This window comes from Streptomyces sp. NPDC046308 (genome assembly GCF_055588065.1).
Genome location: NZ_JBVJFB010000008.1, coordinates 162,852 through 188,819 on the forward strand (window position 1 = coordinate 162,852; position 25,968 = coordinate 188,819).

The window sequence follows — 25,968 nt, forward strand, 5'->3', positions numbered from 1 at the left end:
GTCGTCGCCCTGCCCACGTACCCCTTCCGGCACGGTGCCCCCGACGCGCCGGCCGCCGACCCCTTCGGAACCGGCGGGGACCCCGAGCGGACGGCCGGGTTCCTGATGGATCTGGTGCGCTCCGAGGTGGCCCTGGTCCTCGGCCGCGGCAAGGGCGGGGACATCGACCCGACCCGCTCCTTCCAGGAACTCGGCTTCGACTCGGCGACCGCCGTGGAACTGCGCAACCGGCTCGCCGCCGCCACCGGGCTGAAGCTGCCGACGACCCTCCTCTTCGACCGGCCCACGCCCGAGAAGCTGGTCGCGCGGCTGGCCGAGCTCTCGGGCGTCGTCTCCGCGCACGAGCCCGTGTCCCGGGCGGTCGCGCGCCGGACTCCCGGCTCCGACGAGCCCATCGCCATCGTCTCCATGGCCTGCCGCTTCCCCGGCGGCGTGGCCTCCCCGGAGGACCTGTGGCGGCTGCTCGTGGAGGAGCGGGACGCCGTCACCGAGTTCCCCGGCAACCGCGGCTGGGCGCTGGAGACCCTCTTCGACGGCGACCCGGACCGCGCGGGCCGCTCGTACACCCGGCAGGGCGGCTTCCTGCACGACGTCGACCAGTTCGACGCCGAGTTCTTCGGGATCAGCCCGCGCGAGGCCACCGCCATGGACCCGCAGCAGCGCATGGTGCTGGAGACCGTGTGGGAGGCCGTGGAGCGGGCCGGGATCGATCCGGCCGCGCTGCGCGGCAGCGGCACCGGCGTGTACGTCGGCGCCATGGCGCAGGACTACGGCCCGCGCCTGCACGAGGCGGGCGAGGGCGTCGGCGGGTACCTGCTGACCGGCACCTATACGAGCGTGGTCTCCGGCCGCGCCTCCTACACCCTGGGCCTGGAGGGTCCCGCCGTCACCGTCGACACCGCGTGCTCGGCCTCGCTGGTGGCGCTGCACATGGCGGCGCAGGCGCTGCGGGCCGGCGAGTGCGAACTGGCCCTGGCCGGCGGTGTGACGGTGATGGCGACCCCCGGCATGTTCGTGGAGTTCAGCCGCCAGCGCGGCCTGTCCGTCGACGGGCGCTGCAAGTCCTTCGCGGAGGCCGCGGACGGCACCGGCTGGGGCGAGGGCGTCGGCATGCTGCTCCTGGAGCGGCTTTCCGACGCCCGCCGCAACGGCCACGAGGTCCTCGCGGTCATCCGGGGATCGGCCGTCAACCAGGACGGCGCGAGCAACGGGCTCAGCGCCCCCAACGGCCCCTCGCAGGAACGGGTGATCCGCGAGGCCCTGGCCGCCTCCGGGCTGTCCGCCGCCGACGTCGACGCCGTCGAGGCGCACGGTACGGGCACCCGGCTCGGCGACCCCATCGAGGCGCAGGCCCTGCTCGCCACCTACGGTCAGGGCCGCGCGGCCGACCGCCCGCTGTTCCTCGGCTCCCTCAAGTCGAACATCGGGCACACCCAGGCCGCCGCCGGCGCGGGCGGCGTCATCAAGATGGTCATGGCGATCCGCAACGGCCTGCTGCCGCGCACCCTGCACGTCGACGCCCCGACCTCCCACGTGGACTGGGCCGGCGGCGCGGTCTCGCTGCTCACCGAGGCCACCCCGTGGCCGGAGACCGACCGGCCCCGCCGGGCCGGCGTCTCCTCCTTCGGTGTCAGCGGCACCAACGCCCACCTCGTCCTCGAGCAGGCCGTCGAGCCCGCGCCCGCCGTGGACGGCCCCGCCACGCCCGAACCCGCCGGGGCACAGGAGCCCGTCCCCTTCCTCCTCTCCGCCAAGAGCGACCAGGCACTGCGGGCCCAGGCCGGCAAGCTGCTCGACCACCTCCGGGACCACCCGGGCGACCGCCTCGCGGACATCGGCTGCTCCCTCGCCGTCGGCCGCGCCCACTTCGACCGGCGGGCCACCGTGGTCGCGGACGACCTCGCCGGCCTGGAGCAGGGTCTGCGGGCCCTGGCCGACGGCGCCACGGACCGCACCCTGGTCACCGGGCAGAGCCGGCCCGCGGCCCGTCCCGTGTTCGTCTTCCCCGGTCAGGGCGCGCAGTGGGTGGGCATGGCGGCCGGCCTGCTGGAGTCCTCCCCGGTGTTCGCCCGCCGGATGGCCGAGTGCGCGGCGGCCCTGGAGCCGCTGGTGGACTGGTCGCTCCTCGACGTCGTGCGCGGCGCCCCGGGTGCTCCCGGCTTCGAGCGGGTGGACGTCGTCCAGCCCGTGCTGTGGTCGGTGATGGTGTCCCTGGCCGAGGTCTGGCGCTCGCTGGGCGTCGAACCGGCCGCGGTCGTCGGCCACTCGCAGGGCGAGATCGCCGCGGCCTGCGTGGCGGGCGTGCTCAGCGTCGAGGACGCGGCCCGGGTGGTGGCGCTGCGCAGCCGCGCGCTGACCGTGCTGTCGGGCCGCGGCGGCATGATGTCCGTGGCCCAGCCCGCCGCATGGGTACGGGAGCGGATCGGCGCCTGGGAGGGCCGGATCTCGGTCGCCGCGGTCAACGGCCCCTCCCAGACGGTGGTCTCCGGCGATCCGCAGGCCCTCGCCGAGTTCCTCGCCCAGGCCAAGGGGGAGGGGGCGCGGGCCCGTCTCGTCGACGTGGACTACGCCTCCCACTCGGCCCATGTCGAGGAACTTGAAGGCGAGTTGGCGCGGATCCTCGACGGAATCGAGGCGCGCCCCGGCCAGGTCCCGGTCTACTCCTCGCTGACCGGCGCGCTGCTGGCCGACACCGGCCTGATGGGCGCGGGGTACTGGTACCAGAACCTGCGCGAGACGGTGCAGTTCGAGCAGGCGGTCGGCGAGCTGCTCGCCGCCGGCCACCACACCTTCATCGAGGTCAGCCCGCACCCGGTGCTCACCATCGGCGTGCAGGCGGCCCTCGACGAGGCCGGCGCGCGGGGCACCGCCCTGGGCACCCTGCGCCGTGACGAGAACGAGGCCGAGCGGCTGCTGCTCTCGCTCGGCGAGGCCCACTGCCACGGCGTCCGCGTCGACTGGTCAGCCGTGTTCGCCGCCACGGGCGCCCGGCGGGTCCAGGTGCCGACGTACGCCTTCCAGCGGAGCCGGTTCTGGCTCGACACCCCGGTCACGGCGGAGGACCCGGCGGGCCTCGGCCTCGCCTCCGCGGAGCACCCGCTGCTCGGCGCGATGACCAGCCTCGCCGACCGCGAGGGCGTGCTGTTCACGGGCCGCGTCTCCCGTCGCACCCATCCGTGGGTCGTCGACCACGCGGTCGTCGGTACGCTCCTGCTGCCCGGCACCGCCCTCGTCGACATGGCCGTCGCCGCGGGCGACCGCTTCGGCTACGACCAGCTCCGGGAACTCGTCCTGGAGGCGCCGCTGCTCGTCCCCGAGGAAGGCGGCATCCACCTCCAGGTCGCCCTCGGCCCCGCCGAGGAGTCGGGCACCCGCTCCGTCACCGTCCACTCGCGCCCCGAGGGCGCGGCGGAGGAGGAGTGGACCCGGCACGCCTCGGGCCTGCTGGCCACCGGTGAACACCCGGTGCCCGACGCCGTGCGGACCTGGCCGCCGGAGGGCGCCCGGTCCGTCACCCGCGAGGACACCTACGACCGGCTCGCGGACCGCGGGTACGAGTACGGGCCGGCCTTCCAGGGCCTCGGCCGGGTCTGGCAGTCGGGCGACGAGCGGTTCGCGGAGGTCTCCCTCCCCGAGGAGCAGCACGCCGACGCCACCGCCTTCGCCATCCACCCGGCGCTCCTCGACGCGGCCCTGCACGCCATGCTGCTCGGTGACGGCACCGAGCTGGCCATCCCGTTCTCCTTCAACGGAGTCACCCTGCACGCCACGGGGGCGACCGCGCTGCGGGTGCACGTGGTCCCCACCGACGCCAACAGCGCCTCGCTGACGGCCACCGACCCTGACGGACAGCCCGTCATCACGGTCGACTCCATCACCCTGCGCCCGGCGGGCGACCTCCGCGCGGCCACGAGCGCGGGCCGGCACTCCGGGCTGCACCGGCTGGGCTGGAAGCCCCTGCAGCAGGCGGCCGCGGAGACCACGCCCGGACTCTGGGCCGTACTGGGCTCGGACCCGCACGCTCTGGCCGCGGCCGTCGCCGGCGACACGTACGCCGACGTCGCCGAACTGCGGACCGCGCTGGGTGACGGCGCCCAACTGCCCTCGTTCATAGCCCTCTCAGAGGCACTGACCGAGGTGCATGCGGCGGTTCAGGGGACCCTGGCCACCCTCCAGGAACTCCTCGCCGACACCACCCTCGACTCCACCCGCATCCTCGTCCTCACCCGGGGCGCCACCGCCCTGACCACCGACGAGGACATCCACAACCTCCCCGCCGCCGCCCTCACCGGACTCATCCGCACCGCGCAGAACGAATACCCCGGCCGCCTCACCCACCTCGACATCGACACCACAGACCACCTCGCCACCGCCGCCCACACCGCAGCCACCACCCCCGACACCCAACTCACCCTCCGCAACGGCCAACTCCACACCCCCCGCCTCGAAAACACCCCCACCACCACCGACAACACCCCCACACCCCTCGACCCCGAAGGCACCATCCTCATCACCGGCGGCACCGGCGGACTCGGCCACATCCTCGCCCGCCACCTCGTCACCCACCACGGCGCCAAACACCTCCTCCTCACCAGCCGCACCGGACCCAACGCCCCCGGCGCCACCCAACTCCACGACGAACTCACCGCAGCCGGCGCCCACATCACCATCACCGCCTGCGACACCGCCAACCGAGACGCACTCACCCAACTCCTCGCAGACATCCCCACCGAACACCCCCTCACCACCGTCATCCACGCCGCCGGCACCCTCAACGACGCCACCCTCGACAACCTCACCCCCCACCACGTCACCCACGTCCTCCACCCCAAAACCGACGCAGCCTGGAACCTCCACCAACTCACCACCCACCTCCCCCTCACCCACTTCATCCTCTTCTCCTCCATCGCCGGACTCATCGGAAACCCCGGCCAAGCCAACTACGCCGCCGCCAACACCTACCTCGACGCCCTCGCCCACCACCGCCACCACCACAACCTCCCCGCCACCAGCCTCGCCTGGGGACTCTGGGACACCGCGAGCACGATGACGAGCGGGCTCAGCGAGCTCGACGTCAAGCGGTGGGCCCGCAAGGGCGTGCCGCCGATCTCCGCCGAGCGCGGCATGGAGATCTTCGACGCGGCCCTCGTCTCGCCGGAGCCGCTGCTCGCCGCGGCGGATCTGGACCTGCCGACCCTGCGCTCCCCCGACCAGTCCGCGCCCGCCCTGCTGCGCACCCTGGTCCGCGCCCCGCGCCGCCGCGCCGCCGCCGCCGCCCTCTCCGGTACGGGCGGTTCCTCGTGGGCCGAGCGCACCGCCGCGCTCCCCGCTGCCGACCGCCGGCGTACCGTCGGTGAGCTGGTACGGACGACGGTCGCCGCCGTGCTGGGCCTCGCCGGCCCCGACGCCGTCGACGAGGACACGGCGTTCAAGACCCTCGGCATGGACTCGCTGACCGGCCTGGAGCTGCGCCGCCGGGTCGTGGCGGTCACCGGGGTCACGCTGCCGGCGACGGCCGTGTTCGACCACCCCACCCCGGCCGCGCTCGCCGAGTTCCTGACGGGCGAGCTGTCCAAGCTGGCCGGCGAGACCGAGGTGGTCCGTCCCGGCGGGCAGATCGCGGTGCGCAGCACCTCCGATCACGCGGACCCGATCGTGATCGTCGGCATGGCCTGCCGCTACCCGGGCGAGACCCGCTCCCCCGAGGACCTGTGGCGGCTCGTCGCCGACGGCACCGACGCCATCGGCCCCTTCCCCACCAACCGCGGCTGGGCCCTGGACCGGCTCTTCGACGGCGACCCGGACCGCGCGGGCCACTCGTACGCCCGCAACGGCGGGTTCCTCTACGACGCCGACCGGTTCGACGCCGAGTTCTTCGGGATCAGCCCGCGCGAGGCCGCGGCCATGGACCCGCAGCAGCGCCTGCTGCTGGAGGCGAGCTGGGAGGCGGTGGAGAACGCGGGGATCGCCCCGGCGACCCTGCGGGGCACCCGTACCGGTGTGTTCAGCGGTGCCATGTACAGCGAGTACGCCTCCCACCTGCGCAACGCGCCGGAGGCCGTGGAGGCCTACCGTACGACCGGCAACACGCTCAGCGTGGCCTCCGGCCGGGTCTCGTACACGCTGGGCCTCCAGGGCCCGGCGATCACCGTCGACACGGCCTGCTCCTCCTCCCTCGTGGCCCTGCACCTGGCCTCGCAGGCCCTGCGCCAGGGCGAGTGCACCCTCGCCCTCGCGGGCGGCGTGACCGTGATGGCGGTGCCCGATCTGTTCGTGGAGTTCAGCCGTCAGCGCGGGCTGGCGACGGACGGGCGCTGCAAGTCCTTCGCGGACGCGGCGGACGGCACCGCCTGGAGTGAGGGCGTCGGCGTCCTGCTCCTGGAGCGGCTCTCCGACGCCCGCCGCAACGGACACCAGGTCCTCGCCGTGGTCCGCGGTTCGGCCGTCAACCAGGACGGCGCGAGCAACGGACTCACCGCCCCCAACGGCCCGTCCCAGGAGCGGGTGATCCGCGAGGCACTGGCGGCGTCCGGGCTCTCACCCGCCGACGTCGACGCCGTCGAGGCGCACGGCACCGGCACCACCCTCGGCGACCCGATCGAGGCCCAGGCCATCCTCGCCACCTACGGCCAGGACCGCGACGCGGAGCGTCCGCTGCACCTCGGCTCGCTCAAGTCCAACATCGGCCACTCCCAGGCCGCCGCCGGCGTCGGCGGCGTCATCAAGATGGTCATGGCCATGCGCCACGGGGTGCTTCCCCGCACCCTGCACGTGGACCGCCCGACCTCGCACGTGGACTGGTCGAGCGGCGCGGTGTCCCTGCTCACCGAGGCGACGCCGTGGCCCGAGAGCGACCGGCCGCGCCGTGCCGGTGTCTCCTCCTTCGGGATCAGCGGCACCAACGCCCACGTCGTCCTCGAACAGGCCCCCGTCGCCGAGCCGAAGCCCGTCACCGAGACCCCGGCCGCCCTGCCCTGTGCGCCCTGGCTGCTGTCGGGACACACTGTGGACGCGCTGCGGGCCCAGGCGGGCCGGCTGCTGGCCTTCGTCTCCGAGCGCGCGGAGCAGCCGGATCCGGCCGGCCGGCCGCAGGTCTCCCTGGCCGACATCGGCCGCTCGCTGGCGGACGGGCCCGCGCTGCTGGCGCACTCCGCGGCCGTCGTCGCGGAGGACCGGGACGGCGTGCTGCGGGCGCTCGCCGCGCTGGCCGCCGGTGAGGGAGCGCCGGAGCTGATCGCGGGTCCGCCGGCGGGTCTGGGCGGTGGCAAGACCGCGTTCCTCTTCACGGGGCAGGGCAGTCAGCGTCCCGGCATGGGCCGCGAACTGTACGAGACCCACCCCGTCTACGCCCACGCCCTCGACGAGGTCTGCGCCCACCTCGACGAGCACCTCCAGCAGAACGTCTCCCTCAAGTCGCTCCTCTTCAGCGACGAGGACCCCACCACCTCGCCGCTGCACCAGACGATGTGGACGCAGGCGGCGCTCTTCGCCACGGAGGTCGCCCTCTACCGCACCCTCGAACACCACGGCCTCACCCCCGACTACCTGCTCGGCCACTCGCTCGGGGAGCTCACCGCCGCGCACGTCTCCGGGGTCCTCACCCTGGGTGACGCGGCCCTCCTCGTCGCCACCCGTGGCCGTCTGATGCAGTCCGCGCCCACCGGCGGTGCCATGATCGCCATCGAGGCCACCGAAACCGAAATCCGCGACACCCTCCCCACCCACCACGGCCACCTCGACATCGCCGCCATCAACGGACCCCGCTCCACCGTCATCACCGGCGACCACGACGCAGCCCACCAACTCGCCACCACCTGGCGCAACAACGGCCGACGCACCACACAACTCAACGTCAGCCACGCCTTCCACTCACCCCACATGGACGGCATCCTCCACCAATTCCGCACCACCGCCGCCACCCTCACCTACCACACCCCCACCATCCCCATCATCTCCAACCTCACCGGACAACCCGCCACCACCGAACAACTCACCAACCCCGACTACTGGGTCCAACACCTCCGCCACACCGTCCGCTTCAACGACGCCATCCACTACCTCCACCACCACAACGTCACCACCTACCTCGAACTCGGCCCCGACCCCATCCTCACCGCCATGACCCGAGGTTGCCTGGGCGAGGAGGCCGCCCAGGGCGCGGTGTCGACCGTCGGCGTCCTGCGCAAGGGCCGCCCCGAGGCGCGGACCCTCGCGGTCGCCCTCGGCCACGCGGCCGTACGGGGTGCGGCGCTGGACGTCGAGAGCCTCTTCCCCGGTACGCGGCGAGTGCTGCTGCCGACGTACGCCTTCCAGGGCGCCCGGTTCTGGCTGAACAGTCCCGCCACGCGCGAGGACGTGGCGAGTCTGGGCCTGACGTCGGCGGAACACCCGCTGCTCGGCGCGGTGACCAGTCTCGCCGGCGGGGAGGGCCTGCTGTTCACGGGCCGCGTCTCGCGGAGCACCCACCCGTGGATCGCCGACCACGCCGTCTCCGGAACGGTTCTGCTGCCGGGCACCGCCCTGGTCGAGATGGCCGTCTCCGCGGGCGAGCGCTTCGGCTACGACCAGCTCCGGGAGCTCGTCCTGGAGGCACCGCTGATCGTTCCCGAGGACGGCCGCATCCACCTCCAGGTGGCGCTGGGCGCCGAGGAGTCGGGGGCCCGTTCCGTCTCCGTGCACTCGCGGGCCGAGGGCGCGGCGGAGGAGGAGTGGATCCGACACGCCTCCGGTGTGCTCGCCGAGGCGGGCCCCGGCCCGGTTCCCGCGGCCGGCTCGGCCGTCTGGCCGCCGGAGGGAGCCACCGCGATACCCGTCGACGACTTCTACGCCGGCCTCGCCGAGCGCGGATACGCGTACGGCCCCATGTTCCGGGGCCTGCGGAACGCGTGGAGACGGGGCAAGGAGCTGTACGCGGAGATCGCGCTCCCGGACGGCATCGACGGGGACGGGTTCGCCCTGCACCCCGCCGCACTGGACGCCGCTCTCCACGCGCTGCTGATCGAGGACTCCGACGAGCTGACCATCCCGTTCTCGTTCAACGGGGTCACCCTGCACGCCGCCGGTGCGAGCGCGCTGCGGGTGCACCTTGTTCCGAGCGGTACGAACGCTGCCTCGCTCACGGCCACGGACGCCGACGGCCGGCCCGTCCTGAGCGTAGACGAGATCGCCCTGCGCCCGGCCGGTGACCTACAGGACCGCGGTGGTCGTGTCGACGGGCTCTACCGCCTGGTGTGGAAGCCCGTCCCGCACGCCACCGAGCCGGCCGCCGGGCCGTGGGCCGTGCTGGGCTCGGACCCGCACGCTCTGGCCGCGGCCGTCTCCGGGGAGACGTACGCGGACGCGGCGGCGCTGCGGAGCGCGCTCGCCTCGGGCGGGCCGGTCCCCGGTGTCATCGCGCTCACCGAGCAGAGCTCGGAGGTGCATGCGGCGGTTCAGGGGACCCTGGCCACCCTCCAGGAACTCCTCGCCGACACCACCCTCGACTCCACCCGCATCCTCGTCCTCACCCAGGGCGCCACCGCCCTGACCACCGACGAGGACATCCACGACCTCCCCGCCGCCGCCCTCACCGGACTCATCCGCACCGCACAGAACGAATACCCCGGCCGCCTCACCCACCTCGACATCGACACCACAGACGACCTGGCTGCCGCCGCCCACACCGCAGCCACCACCCCCGACACCCAACTCACCCTCCGCAACGGCCAACTCCACACCCCCCGCCTCGAAAACAGCCCCACCACAACCGGTAGCACCCCCAAGCCCCTCGACCCTGAAGGCACCATCCTCATCACCGGCGGCACCGGCGGACTCGGCCACATCCTCGCCCGCCACCTCGTCACCCACCACGGCGCAAAACACCTCCTCCTCACCAGCCGCACCGGACCCAACGCCCCCGGCGCCACCCAACTCCACGACGAACTCACCGCAGCCGGCGCCCACATCACCATCACCGCCTGCGACACCGCGGACCGAGACGCACTCACCCAACTCCTCGCAGACATCCCCACCGAACACCCCCTCACCACCGTCATCCACGCCGCCGGCACCCTCAACGACGCCACCCTCGACAACCTCACCCCCCACCACGTCACCCACGTCCTCCACCCCAAAACCGACGCAGCCTGGAACCTCCACCAACTCACCACCCACCTCCCCCTCACCCACTTCATCCTCTTCTCCTCCATCGCCGGACTCATCGGAAACCCCGGCCAAGCCAACTACGCCGCCGCCAACACCTACCTCGACGCCCTCGCCCACCACCGCCACCACCACAACCTCCCCGCCACCAGCCTCGCCTGGGGACTCTGGGACACGAGTACCGGCAGCATGGCCGCGCAGTTCTCGGAGGCTGACATCAAGCGGTGGGCCGCCAAGGGCATCCTTCCGCTGACGCCGGAACGCGGCATGGAGCTCTTCGACGCCGCGCTCGCGGCCGGTCAGCCGGAGCTGGTGCCGATCGAGCTGGACCTGAAGGCGCTGCGCTCCCCCGACCAGTCCGCGCCCGCCCTGCTGCGCACCCTGGTCCGCGCCCCGCGCCGCCGCGCCGCCGCGGCCACCGGATCCTCCTGGGCCGAGCGCACCGCCGCGCTGCCCCCGGCCGACCGCCGGCGCGCCGCCGGTGAGCTGGTACGGACGACGGTCGCCGCCGTGCTCGGCCTGGCGGGCCCCGCCGCCGTCAACGACAGCGGTCCCTTCTTCCAGCTGGGCATGGATTCCCTCACCGGTATGGAGCTGCGCCGCCGGCTCGCCGCGGACAGCGGGATCGCGGTTCCCGCGACCGCCGTCTTCGACCACCCCACACCCGGTGCGCTCACCGACTTCGTCGTCGCCGAGCTCGCCAAGATCGCCGGCGAGGCCGCCGCCCGGCCGGTCCGGCAGGCCGCGGCCGGTGCGGGGGTCGGCCAGGACGACCCGATCGTGATCGTCGGCATGGCCTGCCGGTACCCGGGCGAGACCCGCTCCCCCGAGGACCTGTGGCGGCTCGTCGCCGACGGCACCGACGCCATCGGCCCCTTCCCCACCAACCGCGACTGGGACGTCGACCACCTCTACGACCCGGACCCCACCCGGGCCGGCAAGAGCTACACGCGGCACGGCGGGTTCCTCTACGACGCCGACCGGTTCGACGCCGAGTTCTTCGGCGTCTCACCCCGCGAGGCGTTCGCGATCGACCCGCAGCAGCGCCTGCTGCTGGAGACCACCTGGGAGAGCTTCGAGCAGGCGGGCATCGACCCGACGACCCTGCGCGGCAGCCGCACCGGCGTGTTCGTCGGCACGATGTACGACGACTACGCGTCCAGGCTGTCCGACGTTCCGGTCGAGTACGAGGGCTACCTGAGCACGGGCAGCGCCGGCAGCGTGGCCTCCGGGCGGCTGTCCTACACCTTCGGGCTGGAGGGTCCGGCGATCACCGTCGACACGGCCTGCTCCTCCTCCCTCGTCGCCCTGCACCTGGCCTCGCAGGCCCTGCGCCAGGGCGAGTGCACGCTCGCCGTGGCGGGCGGCGCCACCGTCATGGCCACTCCGCGACCCTTCGTGGAGTTCAGCCGCCAGCGCGGGCTGGCGCCCGACGGGCGGGTCAAGTCGTTCGCGGCTTCGGCGGACGGTACGACGTGGAGTGAGGGCGTCGGCGTCCTGCTCCTGGAGCGGCTCTCCGACGCCCGCCGCAACGGACACCAGGTCCTCGCCGTGGTCCGTGGTTCGGCCGTGAACCAGGACGGCGCGAGCAACGGACTCACCGCGCCGAACGGTCCTTCGCAGGAGCGGGTGATCCGCGAGGCACTGGCGGCGTCCGGGCTCTCACCCGCCGACGTCGACGCCGTCGAGGCGCACGGCACCGGCACCACCCTCGGCGACCCGATCGAGGCCCAGGCCATCCTCGCCACCTACGGCCAGGACCGCGACGCCGACCGACCCCTCCACCTCGGGTCCCTCAAGTCCAACATCGGCCACTCCCAGGCCGCCGCCGGCGTCGGCGGCGTCATCAAGATGGTCATGGCCATGCGCCACGGAACGCTCCCCCGCACCCTGCACGTGGACGCGCCGAGCCCGCACGTGGACTGGTCGAGCGGCGCGGTGTCCCTGCTCACCGAGGCGACGCCGTGGCCCGAGAGCGACCGGCCGCGCCGTGCCGGTGTCTCCTCCTTCGGGATCAGCGGCACCAACGCCCACGTCGTCCTCGAACAGGCCCCCACCGCCGAGGCCGCGGAGTCCCGCGATCCGGCGACTCCCACCCCGCTGCCCTGGGTGGTCTCCGGCCGCGGTACGCAGGGCCTGCGCGCCCGGGCCGCCCAGTTGCGGCGGCTGGCCGCCGAGGCCGGCACGGAGGGCGGCTTCGGCCTCGCGCACCTGGACGTCGGCCACGCGCTGGCCACCACGCGGGCGGCGCTCCCGGACCGTGCGGTCGTCCTCGCCGACGACCCGGCGGGTCTGCTGGCGGGCCTGGACGCGCTGGCCCGGGGCGAGTCCGCGCCGCAGCTGGTGACCGGGGACTCCGGCCCGGCCGACGGGGCCTGCGGGATCGCGTTCCTGTTCACGGGTCAGGGCAGTCAGCGACCCGGCATGGGCCGCGAACTGTACGAGACCCACCCCGTCTACGCCCGCGCCTTCGACGAAGTCTGCGCGCGGATGGACTCCCACCTGGGGCTGTCGCTCAAGGAGCTGGTCCTCGCGGCCGAGGGGAGCGAGCAGGCGGCTCTCCTCAACAGGACGCAGTACACGCAGCCCGCGCTGTTCGCCGTCGAGGTCGCGCTGTTCCGGCTGGTGGAGCACTACGGGTTGGTCCCCGACCACCTCCTCGGCCATTCGGTGGGCGAGCTGGCGGCCGCGCACGTCGCGGGGGTCCTGTCCCTGGACGACGCCTGCACGCTGGTGGCCGTCCGTGGCCGTCTGATGCAGTCCGCGCCCACCGGCGGCGCCATGATCGCCATCGAGGCCACCGAAACCGAAATCCGCGACACCCTCCCCACCCACCACGGCCACCTCGACATCGCCGCCATCAACGGCCCCCGCTCCACCGTCATCACCGGCGACCACGACGCAGCCCACCAACTCGCCACCACCTGGCGCAACAACGGCCGACGCACCACACAACTCAACGTCAGCCACGCCTTCCACTCACCCCACATGGACGGCATCCTCCACCAATTCCGCACCACCGCCGCCACCCTCACCTACCACACCCCCACCATCCCCATCATCTCCAACCTCACCGGACAACCCGCCACCACCGAACAACTCACCAACCCCGACTACTGGGTCCAACACCTCCGCCACACCGTCCGCTACAACGACGCCATCCACTACCTCCACCACCACAACGTCACCACCTACCTCGAACTCGGCCCCGACCCCATCCTCACCGCCATGACCCGGACGATCCTGGCCTCCGAGGAGGCCGAGGCCCGGCCGCCGGTCACCGCGGCCCCGCTGCTGCGCAAGGGCCGTCCCGAGGGCGGGACCCTGGCGGCCGCGCTCGCCCAGGCCTACGTCCGCGGCGCGGACGTCGAGTGGGGCGGGTTCCTGCCCGGTGGCCGGGCCGTCGCCCTGCCCACGTACCCCTACCAGCGCGACAGCTACTGGTTGAGCGTTCCCGCAGCCCCCCTGGCGCCGAAGCCGGCCGGCGGGCACCCGCTGCTGGACCAGGCGGTCGAACTCGCGGCGGGCCAGGGGTGGTTGTTCACCGGCACGCTCGACGTGGAGGCCGATCCGTGGCTGGCGGAGCACGCCATCCTGGGCCGGCCGCTGCTGCCGGGCGCGGCCGTCGCGGAGCTCGCCCTGTACGCGGCCCGGCGGACGGGCGCGGCGCAGGTCGCCGAGCTCACCCTCGAACAGCCGCTGCCGCTGGACGAGCGCGTCGCCGTCCAGTTGATGGTGGGCGCCCCCGGGGCCGACGGGACGCGGACCCTCGCGCTCCACTCGCGGCCCGAGGGGTCGCCGGGCGCGGTATGGGTCCGGCACGCCTCCGGGCTGCTGGCCGACGAGGCTTCCGCAGCGCCGGGCGACACGGCCGGCGATGCGGCCGACCTGGCCGTCTGGCCGCCCCAGGGCGCCACCGAGATACCCGTCGGAGACCTCTACGCCCGCCTCGCCGAGCGCGGATACACGTACGGCCCCGCCTTCCAGGGCCTGCGGACCGTGTGGAGCCGCGGGAGCGACCTCTACGCGGAGGTGGTGCTCCCCGACAGTGCCACCGGCCCGCAGGGGGACGGCTTCGGTCTGCACCCGGCCGCCCTGGACGCGGCCCTGCACACCGCCCTCGTCGGGGCCGGCGCCGGGGACCGGCTGCTGGTGCCCTTCGCGTGGAGCGGTCTGACCCTGCGGACGCCCGGCGCCACCGAACTGCTGGTCCGCCTGCGCCGGGGCGCGGGCGACAGCTATTCGCTGCTGATTGCCGACCTGTCCGGCGCCCCGGTGTTCACCGCCGAGACGCTCGCCGTGCGCGAGCTGCGGGCGGACCCGGCGGCCACCGCCGGACCGGTGCACGGGGCCGGGCTGTTCGGCCTGCACTGGTCCCCGCTGCGCGGGACCGCTCCCGTTCCGGCCGGCCCGTGGGCCGTCCTGGGCGACGCGGACTCCGCCGTCGTCGACGCCGTACGGGCCGCCGGCGTGACCGTCCGGGCCTACCCCGGCCTGGACGGGCTGCAGGAGGCGGTCGACGGGGGCGCCCCGGTGCCGTCCGTGGTCGTGGCCCCGGTGCCCGCCGTCCCCGCCGGGTCCGGCCGGGCCGTGCTCACGGCCCTGGCGCCGGCCCAGCGGTGGCTGGCCGACGAGCGGTTCGCGGACTCCCGGCTCGCCTTCCTCACCGAGGGCGCGGTCGCGGTCGCGGACACCGAGTACCCGGATCCCGCCCTGGCGGCGGTCTGGGGCCTGGTCCGCTCCGCCCAGTCGGAGCAGCCCGGCCGGTTCGCGCTCGTCGACGCCGACGGGCGGCCCGAGTCCGTACGCGCCCTGGTGCCGGCCCTGGCCTCCCAGGAGCCGCAGCTCGCGGTGCGGGCGGGGCGGATCTCGTCGCCGGCCCTGCGCGGTCACCGGCCCGCCGCCACCGAGGACGCCCCGGCGGCCTTCGGAGCGGACAGCCACGTCCTGGTCACCGGTGGCCTGGGCACGCTGGGCCGGCTGCTGGCCCGGCACCTGGTGCAGCGGCACGGGGTGCGGCGGCTGCTGTTGACCGGCCGCCGCGGTGCGGCGACCCCGGGCGCGGCGGAGTTCACGGCCGAACTGGCCGCGCTGGGCGCCGAGGTGACCGTGGCCGCCTGCGACACCGGCGACCGCACGGCCGTGGCCGCCCTGCTGGCCTCCGTACCGGCCGGCCGGCCGCTGACGGCGGTGGTCCACGCCGCGGGCGTGAGCGACGACTCGGTCCTCGCGGGACTCACCCCGGAGCGAATGGAAGGGGTGTTGCGGCCCAAGGCCGACGCCGCCCTCCACCTGCACGAGCTGACCCGGGACCTGGAGCTGTCGGCCTTCGTCCTCTTCTCCTCGCTCGCGGGCACCCTGGGCTCCGCGGGCCAGGGCAACTACGCGGCGGCCAACGCCTTCCTGGACGCCCTGGCCCAGCGGCGCCGCGCCGCCGGGCTGCCGGCCCTGTCCCTGGTCTGGGGTCTGTGGGCGCAGGAGAGCACGCTGACCGGCGACCTCGGCGCGGCGGACCTGAAGCGCCTGGCCCGCTCCGGAATCGGGGCGCTGTCCGCCGAGGAGGGCCTGGCCCTGTTCGACGCGGGCGTGGCATCCGGCGCCGCGGTCCTGACCGCCGCCCACCTCGACCTGCGGACGGTGGAACCGGAGGCGGTCGCGGTGCTGCTGCGGGGGCTGGCTCCGGCCCGCCCCGGCGGCACGGGCGGTGCCCCGGCGGCCCCGGACCCGGCGGCCGACCTGCGCGAGCGGCTGGCCCGGGCGCCCCGGCGCGAGCACCGTCACCTCCTGCTGGAGGCGGTACGGGCCGAAGTAGCGGCCGTACTGGGCCATGCGAGCCGGGACAGGGTGCCGGCCGACGGCCGGTTCCAGGACCTGGGCTTCGACTCCCTGACCGCGGTCGAGCTGCGCAACCGCCTGACGGCCGCGACCGGCGTCAAGCTGCCGCCGACGCTCGTCTTCGACCACCCGACCCCGGGCGCCCTCGCGGACCGGCTGCGGGCCGCGCTCGTACCCGACGCGGCGACGCGGGACACCCCCGAGGAAGCCGTGAACGGCGCCGCCGGTACCGACGGCGCCGGCCTGCCGGACGGCGGGAGCGCGCTCGACACGATGAGCGCCGACGACCTGGTCCGCCTGGCCCTGGGCGAGGGCTGACCCCCCGCCCGGGCCCCGGCCCCCGGACCCGTTCCGGACCCCGACCCAGACACCAGACCCACACCCAGCCCCCCACGGGGCCCCCAACAGGGAAGTACGGAGAGAACAGGATGGCTTCCACAACCCAACAGCAGGTCGTCGAGGCGTTGCGGGCCGCGCTGAAGGAGAACGAGCGGCTCAAGGCCGACCACGCCCACCTCGTGGAACGCGAGCACGAGCCGATCGCGATCGTGGGCATGGCCTGCCGCTACCCGGGTGGCGTCCGTTCCCCACAGGACCTGTGGCGACTGGCCGCCGACGAGGTGGACGCCGTCGGGCCGTTCCCCACCGACCGCGGCTGGGACCTGGCGGGCCTGTACGACCCCGACCCGGCCCGGCCGCACACCTCGTACGCCCGGGAGGGCGGATTCCTTTACGAGGCGGCGCAGTTCGACGCCGAGTTCTTCGGGGTCTCGCCGCGCGAGGCGCACAGCATCGACCCGCAGCAGCGTCTGCTGCTGGAGACGGCGTGGGAGGCCTTCGAGGACGCGGGCATCGATCCGGCCGCGCTGCGGGGCAGCCGCACAGGCGTGTTCGTCGGCACCATGTACGCCGACTACATGAACCGCTTCTCCCCCGCCCCGGAGGAGTACGAGGGCTTCCTGAGCGTGGGCGGCGCCGGCAGCGTGGCCTCCGGGCGGCTGTCCTACACCTTCGGGCTGGAGGGTCCGGCCCTCACCGTCGACACGGCCTGCTCCTCCTCCCTCGTGGCGCTCCACCTGGCCTGTGCCTCGCTGCGCCGCGGGGAGTCCACGATGGCGCTGGTCGGCGGTGCCACGGTGATGGCGACGCCGATGCCGTTCGTGGAGTTCAGCCGGCAGCGCGGGCTCGCCGCCGACGGCCGCTGCAAGGCGTTCTCGGCCGCCGCGGACGGCACGGGCTGGGCCGAGGGCGCCGGTCTGCTGCTGGTCGAGCGGCTCTCCGACGCCCGCCGCAACGGACACCGCGTCCTGGCCGTGGTCCGTGGTTCGGCCGTCAACCAGGACGGCGCCAGCAACGGGCTGACCGCACCCAGCGGGCCCGCGCAGGAGCAGCTGATCCGCCAGGCCCTGGCCGCCGCCGGGCTCACCGCCGCCGACGTCGACGCGGTGGAGGCGCACGGGACGGGCACTTCGCTGGGCGACCCGATCGAGGCGCAGGCGCTGCTGGCCACCTACGGCAGCGGGCGTCCGGCGGACCGGCCGCTCCACCTGGGCTCCCTGAAGTCGAACATCGGGCACACCCAGGCGGCGGCCGGGGTCGGCGGCGTGATCAAGATGGCGATGGCGCTGCGCGAGGGGCTGCTGCCGCGGACCCTGCACGTGGACGAGGCCACTCCGCACGTGGACTGGTCGAGCGGCGCCGTCTCCCTGCTGACCGAGACGATCCCGTGGCCCGAGCGGGGCGGGCGGCCGCGCCGGGCCGCGGTGTCCTCCTTCGGCATCAGCGGTACCAACGCGCACGTCATCCTGGAGCAGGCGCCCGCGCCGGAGCCGGCCGCCGCCGGGGAGCCGGTCGCGCTGCCGGCCGTACCGGTGGTGCTGTCGGCGGCCGCCGAGCCCGCGCTGCGCGCGCAGGCCGACCGGCTGTACCGGCACCTGACCGAGTCCGACGGCGACGCGCTGGCGGACGTGGGCTTCTCCCTGGCCACCACCCGCGGCCACCTCCCGCACCGGGCGGTGCTGCTCGCCGAGGACCGCGACGAACTGCTCGACGGCCTGCGCGCGCTGGCGGACGGGGTGCCGGGGCCGGACGTGGTCCGCGCGACGGCCGCCGAGGGCCGCACCGCCTTCCTCTTCGCCGGTCAGGGCTCCCAGCGCGCCCGGATGGGCCAGGAACTGTACGAGGCCTTCCCGGTGTTCGCGGCGGCCTTCGACGCGGTGTGCGCCGCCCTGGAACCGCACCTGGAGCAGCCGCTGCGGGACGTGGTCCTCGCGGCCGAGGACAGCCCCGAGGGCGGCCTGCTGAACCGCACGCGGTACACGCAGCCGGCGCTCTTCGCCTTCGAGGTGGCCCTGTTCCGCCTCCTGGAGTCGTGGGGCGTCCGCCCCGACGCCGTCCTCGGGCACTCCGTCGGCGCCCTCGCGGCGGTCCACACCTCGGGCGCCCTGTCGCTGGCGGACGCCGCCGAGCTGGCCGCCGTACGCGGCCGGATCATGCAGCAACTCCCCTCCGGCGGGGCGATGGTGGCCCTGCGCGCCTCCGAGGAGCAGGCGACGGCCCTGCTCGCGGGGCACGAGGAGCTCGTCTCGCTCGCCGCGGTGAACGGCCCGGCCGCCACGGTGCTCTCGGGTGACCGTGAGGCCCTGGCCACCGTGGTCGCCGACTTCGAGTCGGCCGGCGGCAAGGCGACCTGGCTGCGCGTCAGCCACGCCTTCCACTCGCCGCTGATGGAGCCGGCGATGGCGGAGCTGCGGGCCGTGGTCGCCCGTCTGGACTTCCACGAGCCGCAGCTCTCCTTCGTCTCCGACCTGACGGGCCGGCCCGTGGGCGCGGACGAGCTCGCCGACCCGGAGTACTGGGTCCGGCACGCGCGCCGCGCCGTCCGCTTCCAGGACGGCGTCGGCGCCCTCGCGGAGCTGGGCTGCACCCGTTTCGTGGAGGTGGGGCCGGGCACCGACCTCACCTCGATGGCCGCCGACTGCCTGGAGGAGGCGGACCGGGACCGCTCCGCCGCCCGGACGCTGATCCCCTCGCTGCGGCGTCGCCTGCCGGAGGTGACCGCGCTGCTCACGGCGCTCGCGCGGATGCACGCGTGCGGCGGTGACGTCGACTGGGCCGCCGTGTTCGCGGGCCGCGGGGCGCGCCGGGTGGAGCTGCCCACGTACGCCTTCCAGCACCGGCCGTACTGGATCGACCGGCCGGCCGGGCCCGGGGACGTGAGCTCCGCCGGGCTCACCGCCGTCGGCCACCCGCTGCTGACGGCCTCCACCGAACTGCCCGACAGCGGCGGCCTGCTGCTGACCGGCCGGCTCTCGCTGGCCCGCCACCCGTGGCTGGCCGACCACCGCGTCGGCGGCCGGGTGCTGCTGCCGGGCACCGCGCTGCTGGACCTGGTGACGTGCGCCGCCCGCGAGGCGGGCTGCGGCCTGGTCGAGGAACTCGTCCTGGAGGCGCCGCTGGTGGTCCCGGAGGAGGGGGAGGTCCGGCTGCGGGTGTCCCTGGCCGCCGCGGACGGCTCCGGCAGCCGGGCCGTCGCCGTCCACTCCCGGCCCGAGGGCGACGCCGACGGGCAGGGCTGGTCCCGCAACGCCCAGGGCTCGGTCCTCGCCGACGGCTCCGTACCGGCCCCGGAGCAGGCCGCGGACCTGGCCGCGCAGTGGCCGCCGCGGGGGGCCGAGCCGGTCTCCGTACCGGTGGCCGAGCTGTACGCCGCCCTCGGTGCCAAGGGCCTCGACTACGGGCCCGTCTTCCGCGGCGTGCGCGCCGTGTGGCGGCGCGGGCGGGAAGTCTTCGCCGAGGTCGCGCTCCCGGGCGAACGGTCCGGCGACGCCGACGCGTACGGGCTGCACCCGGCGCTGCTCGACGCGGCCCTGCACCCGATCGCGCTGGGCGGCCTGATCGACGGGGCCGAAGGCGGCGGCGCCGACGCCGACGAGGGGACGTTCCTTCCGTACGCCTGGTCCGGTGTCCGCACGCTCGGCCCGGCCGGCACGGTCCTGCGGGTCCGGCTCGCACCGTCCGGCGCGAACGCGGTGGGCATCGACGTCGCGGACGGCTCGGGCCGCCCGGTCGCCTCGATCGGCTCGCTGGCCCTGCGTCCGCTCCCGGCGCAGGCCGTGACCGCCCACGACGCACCGGGCGACGGCCTGCTGCTGCCGACGTGGGAGGAGCTGGCCGAACTGCCGCCCGCCCCCGCGACGCACCGCTGGACGCTGATCGGTGCGTACGACGGCGACGGCGCGGGCTCCCCGCTGCCCTTCGGCGCGGCCCTGCCCGGCCTGCCGGCCCTGACCGACGCGCTCTCCGCCGGCGCCGAGGCCCCCGCGCTGCTCGTCCTGCCCTGCCCGCCCTCCGCGGGCGGCGGCGCGCCGGGCACCGGCGCCGGGGCGGCCGTCCGCACGGCCCTGCACCGGGTCCTCGACGCGGTACGGCTCCTCGCGGAGGACGAGCGCCTGGCGGGTACCCGTCTGGCGGTCCTCACCCGGGGCGCCGTCACCCTGGGCGGCGAGCAGCACCCCGGTGAGCTCGCCCACCGTGCGGTGTGGGGCCTGCTGCGCTCCGCACAGGCCGAACACCCCGACCGGTTCACGGTCGTCGACGAGGACGGCACCCCCGCCTCCCGGCGGGCCGTGGCGGCCGCGCTCGCCACGGGTGAGCCGCAGCTCGCCCTGCGCGGCGGCACCGCCTACCGTCCCTCGCTCGCCGAGCAGGACGCGGACACGGAGCTGCGGCCGCCCGCCGACACCCCGCACTGGCACCTCGACTACGTGGCCAAGGGCACCTTCGCGAACCTCGCCCTCAAGCCCTGGCCGGAGGCGGCCGCCCCGCTGGAGGAGGGCCAGGTGCGGATCCGGATGCGGGTCGCCGGCCTGAACTTCCGCGACGTCCTGCTCTCCCTCGGGGTGATCCCGCCGTCCGTGGACGGGCACGCGGGCGGTTCGGGGCAGGGCGGCGAGGGCGCGGGCACCGTCCTCGAAGTGGGTCCCGGGGTCACCGACCTGCGGCCCGGCGACCGGGTGATGGGCCTGTTCTACGGCATCGGACCGACCTCGGTCACCGACCGCCGTTTCGTCTGCCGGATCCCGCAGGGCTGGTCCTTCCGGCAGGCCGCGGCGGTTCCCGTCACCTACCTGACCGCCTACTACGGCCTGGTGGACCTGGCCGGCCTGCGCGCGGGCGAATCGGTGCTCGTGCACGCGGGCGCCGGCGGCGTCGGCACGGCGGCGATCCAGATCGCCCGCCACCTCGGCGCCGAGGTGTACTCCACGGCGAGCCCCGCCAAGTGGGACGCGCTGCGTGCGGCGGGGGTCGCGGACGGGCGCATCGCCTCCTCGCGCACCCTGGACTTCGAGAAGGAGTTCCTCGCTGCCACCGGCGGCGACGGCGTGGACGTGGTGCTCAACTCCCTCGCCGGGGAGTTCGCGGACGCCTCGCTGCGGCTGCTGCCGCGCGGCGGACGGTTCCTGGAGATGGGCAAGACCGACCGGCGCGACGCCGCCGAGGTGGCCGGAACGCACCCCGGGGTGACGTACCGGACGTACGACGTCCGCGATCCCGGTCCGGACCGGATCCAGGAAATCCTCACCGAGCTCCTCGGGCTGTTCGAGCGGGGCGCGCTCCAGGCACCGCCGGTGGCGGCCTGGAACCTGCGCCGGGCTCCCGACGCCTTCCGCCACCTGAGCGAGGCCCAGCACATCGGCAAGGTGGTGCTGGACCTCGCCGACGGGAACGAACGCTGGGACACCGCCCGCGCCGTCCTCATCACGGGCGGTCTGGGCTGGCTGGGCCGGCTCGCCGCCCGCCACCTGGTGGCGGAGCACGGGATACGGCAGCTGGTCCTGATGGGCCGCGGGCTGCCCGGCGAGGACGCGGCCCGGGACATCGCCGAGCTGCGCGCGCTGGGCGCGGATGTCCGTACGGTGCCCTGCGACGCGGCCGATCGGGCCGCGCTGGCCTCGGCCCTCGACGGGCTGGCCGGCGACGGCGTCCGCATCGGCGGGGTGGTGCACGCGGCGGGGGTGCTGGACGACGGCCTGCTCACCTCGATGACCGCCGAGAACCTGGAGCGGACCCTGCGTCCGAAGGTGGACGCGGCGCTCCACCTGCACGAGCTCACCGAGCCGCTCGGCCTCGACGCGTTCGTCGTCTTCTCCTCCCTCGCGGGCACGCTCAGCTCTCCGGGGCAGGCCGGCTACGCGGCCGGCAACGCGTTCCTCGACGGGCTGATGGAGTACCGGCGTTCGGTGGGCCGCCCCGGCGTCTCCGTCGTGTGGGGCCTGTGGGAGGGGGCCGGCGGCATGGGCGCCGGTCTGACCGACGCGGACGTCGCCCGCATGGCGCGGGTGGGCGTGGCTCCGCTCACCTCGGAGCTCGGGCTGGACCTGCTGGACGCCGCGGTGCGCCGGGACCGTCCGGTGGCGGTGGCGGCGCGGTGGGACCTCGAGGGGCTGCGGGCCCGGATCGCGGAAGGCGCGGCGGTGCCGGCCCTGCTGCGGAGCCTGGTGCCCGCCCCGGCGCCCGGCGCAGGGGTGCGGTCCGCGCCCGGGGCGGCGGTGGAGGCGGAGGCCGAGGCCTCGCTGACCGGTGACCGGCTGCTGGACCGCGTGCTCCACGAGGTCGCGGCCGTCCTGGGGCACGCCTCGGGTGCGGCGGTGGACCGGGACGGGGCGTTCGAACGGCTGGGCTTCGACTCGCTCACCGCGGTGGAGCTGCGCAACCGGCTCGCCGTCGCCACGGGCGTCAAACTGCCCGCCACGTTCGTCTACGACTGGCCGACCCCGGCCGAACTGGTGGTCCACCTGCGGGAACTGCTCCCGGAGACGGCCGCCGAACCGGCCGCGGAAGCCACCGTCGCACCGGCGGCGCAGCCCGCCGCGGGCGCGCCCGCCCCGGCGGACACGGCCGGCACCGGCACCGGCGTCACCGTGGCGCTGCTCGCCGACATCGCCCGGCTGGAGGCCGCGGTCGCCGACCGGCCGCTGAGCGAGGCGCAGAGCGCCGTGGTCAGCGAGCGGCTGCGCGAGCTGCTGACCGAACTGGGTTCTATGAAGGAGGATCACTCCGCGTGGGCATGACCAACACCCCGACGGCCGCGCCGGCTCCGCCGACCGGCCGTGCCACCCGGTCGACCGGGCCCGCGAACGGGCCCTTCGACCCCTCCCGGTGGATCCGTACCTACCACGACCGGCCGTCCGCGACCGCCCGCCTCGTGTGCTTCCCGCACGCGGGCGGGGCCGCGAACGCCTTCGTGGCGCTGTCGGCCGCGCTGCCCGAGGACATCGAGCTGCTCGCCGTCCAGTACCCCGGCCGCCAGGACCGGCGCGCCGAGCCCTGCGCCGAGGAGATCGGCGAGCTCGCCGCGGGCGTGGCCGGGGCCCTCGCCTCCCGCTCCGATCTGCCGGTGTTCCTCCTCGGTCACAGCATGGGGGCCCTCGTGGCCTTCGAGACGACCCGGCTCCTGGAGCAACGCCACACCGTGGCCCGGCTGTTCGTCTCGGCGGCCCGGCCCCCCGCGCAGGACTGGGAGGAGCCCGACCTGACCGGCGTCGGCGACGAGGAACTGGTCGCCGGCCTGCGGCGGCTCGGGGGCATTCCCGAACCGCTGCTGCGGGACCCGGAGATCGTGGGCGAGGTGCTGCGCCTGCTGCGCGCCGACCACCGGGCGCTGCTGCGCTACCGCTGTGCCGACGGGGCCGCCGTGACGGCCCCCCTCACCGTGCTCCTGGCGGCGTCCGACCCGAAGAACTCCCCGGAGCAGATGGCCGACTGGGCCCGGCACGGCAGGAACGGACACACCCTCGTGACGCTGTCCGGCGGGCACTTCTCGCTCGTCGAACGGCCCGGGGAGACCGGGCCACTGCTCACCCACCACGTCCGCGAGGACCTGGCATGGCTCGCCGCGGCGCCCCCGGCCGCAAAGGCGCAGGCGCCCGCCGCGCCGGCCGGGGAGCCCCTCGCCGACCTCGTACGGGAGATCCTGCTGGGCGGCCTCGAAGGCCGCGTCCCGGCGCTGCCGACGGACCCGACGGCGCTGGAGGAAGCGGCCCGCGCGGTGATGTCCCCCGAGGGCTTCGCGTACGTGGCGGGCACGGCGGGCTCGGGGGCGACCGGCCGGGCCAACCGCGCGGCCTTCGAGCGCCACCGGCTGGTGCCGCGGATGCTGCGCGGCACCCGCCCGACCGACACCTCGGTGACGCTGTTCGGGCAGCGGCTGCCCGTACCGGTCCTGCTGGCACCGCTGGCCGCGCAGCAAGTGGCGCACCCCGAGGGCGAGTCGGCCACGGCGCGGGCCGCCGCGGCGGCCGGTGTGCCGCTGGTGCTGTCGACCTTCGCCTCCCGCACGCTGGAGGAGGTGGCCGAGCAGGCGGGTGAGCACCCGCGTTGGTTCCAGCTGTACCTGCCCTCGGACCGGGCGGTGGGCGAGTCGCTGGTGCGGCGTGCCGAGGCCGCGGGCTACACGGCCATCGTGGTCACGGTCGACGCCACCCACCTGGGCTTCCGCCCGGCCGAACTCGACCGTGGGTACTCGCCGTTCCTGCGCGGCACCGGCATCGCCAACTTCACGGGCGATCCGGCGTTCCTGGCCGGGCTGCCGGCCGGGGCGGACGCCACCGCGGCCGTGCTGCGCTGGGCGCAGATCTCCACCGACCCCACCCTGACCTGGGCCGACCTGGCCTGGCTGCGCGGTCTGACCCGGCTGCCGCTGCTCGTCAAGGGCATCCTGCACCCGGACGACGCCCGGCTGGCGCTGGAGCACGGCGCGGACGGCGTGGTCGTCTCCACGCACGGCGGCCGTCAGCTCGACGGCAGCGTGTCCGCCCTGGACGCACTGCCCGCGGTGCGGGCGGCCGTCGGCCCGGACGTACCGGTGCTGATGGACTCCGGGATCCGGACCGGCAGTGACGTGGTCAAGGCCCTGGGCCTGGGCGCGGACGCCGTCCTCTACGGCAGGCCCTACGTGTACGGGCTCGGGCTCGGCGGCCGGGGCGGCGTCGAGCACGTGCTGCGGTGCCTGCTGACCGACCTCGGCCTGGCCCTGGCACTCACCGGCTGTGCCCGCCTCGCGGACGTCGGGCCGCACCTGCTCGCGGGCACCACCTCGGACACCTCCGGGCCGCACGGGCCCGCGGAGAACGGAGATCGGCGATGAAGCGACCCTACGGCTCCGGCTCGGACCCGACGGGCTGGCTGCGCAGTTACCACCGAGCACCGGCCGGAGCGCCGACGCTGGTCGTCTTCCCGCACGCGGGCGGCTCCGCGACGGGATACCACGGCCTGTCCGCGGCCCTGTCCGACAGCGCCGAGGTGCTCAACGTGCAGTACCCGGGCCGCCAGGACCGGCTGGGCGAGCGCTGCGTCGAGGACATCGGGGAGATGGCCGACCAGGTGGTCGAGGCCCTGCTCCCCCGTACGCACCGGCCGCTCGCCCTGTTCGGGCACAGCCTGGGCTCGCTCGTCGCGTACGAGGTGGCCCTGCGGCTGGAGCGCCTGCACCCGGACCGCGCGCCGATCGGGGTGATCGTCTCGGGCCGGCCGGCGGCCGCCATCCACCTGAGCCGGGGCCTGTCCCTCATGGCGGACGAGGACCTCGCCTCGTCCATCTTCGACCTGGCCGGCACCCCGCCGGAGCTGCTGGCCGACAAGGACCTGATGGCGGCGGTCCTGCCCTCCCTGCGGGCCGATTTCAAGGCCGCGGAGAGCTACCGGGGCGCCGTGGGCACCCGGCTCGCCTGCCCGCTGCACGCGTACTCCGGGGCGCAGGACTTCAACGTGCCGCGCGAGGGACTGATGCGGTGGAGCGAGCACACGACGGCCGCCTTCACGGCGCGGTTCTTCGAGGGCGGCCACTTCTACCTGCAGTCCTCCGAGCACGAGGTGGTACGGGCGATCGCGGACGATCTCCGCTCGTTCGCCGCCGCCTCCCTGGTGGGCAGCGGCCGCTGACCCGGCGGCCCGCTCACCACGGCGAAGGCCCTCCCGATCGGCTGATCGGGA

The 25,968-nt window shown here is 75.1% G+C and carries 3 protein-coding genes and 1 pseudogene; all 4 read left to right on the plus strand.

Features of this window, described 5'->3' with window-relative positions:
- Positions 1–126 precede the first annotated feature (126 nt).
- The 4 genes and pseudogenes from ACZ6JT_RS28810 (at position 127) to ACZ6JT_RS28825 (ending at position 25,917) form a co-directional block, all read left to right on the plus strand.
- A complete protein-coding gene (locus tag ACZ6JT_RS28810) occupies positions 127–16,293 on the plus strand; it encodes a type I polyketide synthase (RefSeq protein ID WP_469214441.1) in 16,167 nt (5,388 codons plus the stop codon).
- 131 nt (positions 16,294–16,424) lie between these two features.
- Positions 16,425–23,048 (plus strand): annotated as a pseudogene (locus ACZ6JT_RS28815) (type I polyketide synthase); the annotation flags it as partial.
- Complete coding sequence (locus tag ACZ6JT_RS28820; RefSeq protein ID WP_469214443.1) at positions 23,045–25,123, plus strand: alpha-hydroxy-acid oxidizing protein; 2,079 nt, start codon at positions 23,045–23,047, stop codon at positions 25,121–25,123. The pseudogene ACZ6JT_RS28815 and the gene ACZ6JT_RS28820, both read left to right, overlap by 4 nt.
- The gene (locus tag ACZ6JT_RS28825; protein ID WP_469214135.1) at positions 25,120–25,917 is read left to right on the plus strand and encodes a thioesterase II family protein; all 798 of its coding nucleotides are present in this window, start codon (positions 25,120–25,122) and stop codon (positions 25,915–25,917) included. Before ACZ6JT_RS28820 ends, ACZ6JT_RS28825 begins: the two co-directional genes overlap by 4 nt.
- Positions 25,918–25,968 lie beyond the last annotated feature (51 nt).